Annotated in this window: 1 protein-coding gene; it reads right to left on the bottom strand. The window is 60.5% G+C overall.

Features of this window, described 5'->3' with window-relative positions:
* Positions 1 to 183 (bottom strand): hypothetical protein (locus tag FEZ63_RS25385; protein ID WP_210251581.1); only part of this gene is annotated, 183 nt, incomplete at its 3' end.
* Positions 184 to 605 lie beyond the last annotated feature (422 nt).

Genomic DNA, 605 nt, shown 5'->3' with positions numbered 1-605 from the left:
CTTCTCGCGCAACAAGCCGATTTTCTCGGCGCTGCGCATGACGGACTCTATCCGCCCCGCCTTGGACTTGCCCTTCTGCATCGCGACCTTTCCCGACGCCTCGGGAAGCCGACTGGACAACCGGTTATGGGATCGGGCACCTGGAGCCTTGGGAGGGGTGCGGCTGGAGGTTTCGCTGGCCATTACAGTCTCATTTTGTTAGCCAAATCCGAAGTTTCGTTTTACGACATCGCGCGCGTCCGAGTCCTTATCAAGAGCGCCGCCGCAGCCAAGGTCGAACCCGGGCCATTCTCAGCACGTTCGTCGAGTCCGCTCCGATACGGGAGCTGTTCGACCGGACGATCCGCCATCCGCTCGGTTCTACTCCGGAATTCACCGCCGGGTTTGAGGCAGTCCTGAGATGGGAAGGGTGGATCCTCGGAAATCTGGTGGCGTTTGCTACCGAATGCCGCCGTTTATTCACCACGTATCAACGGACGGCAGCATCATCGTGCTGGCAACATCCCACGTGCGCTCAGAGGTCGTCGACGAGCATGGCCTGAGGGCGCCCGTGGTAAAGGACGACTCGGTCTCGGACTTGACGAGCACCATCCCAAGCGCCGATT

The organism is Microvirga brassicacearum, assembly GCF_008757455.1.
Taxonomy (GTDB): domain Bacteria; phylum Pseudomonadota; class Alphaproteobacteria; order Rhizobiales; family Beijerinckiaceae; genus Microvirga; species Microvirga brassicacearum.
The sequence above is the reverse complement of the archived record's forward strand: the minus strand, read 5'-3'. Positions and strand labels throughout refer to the sequence as shown.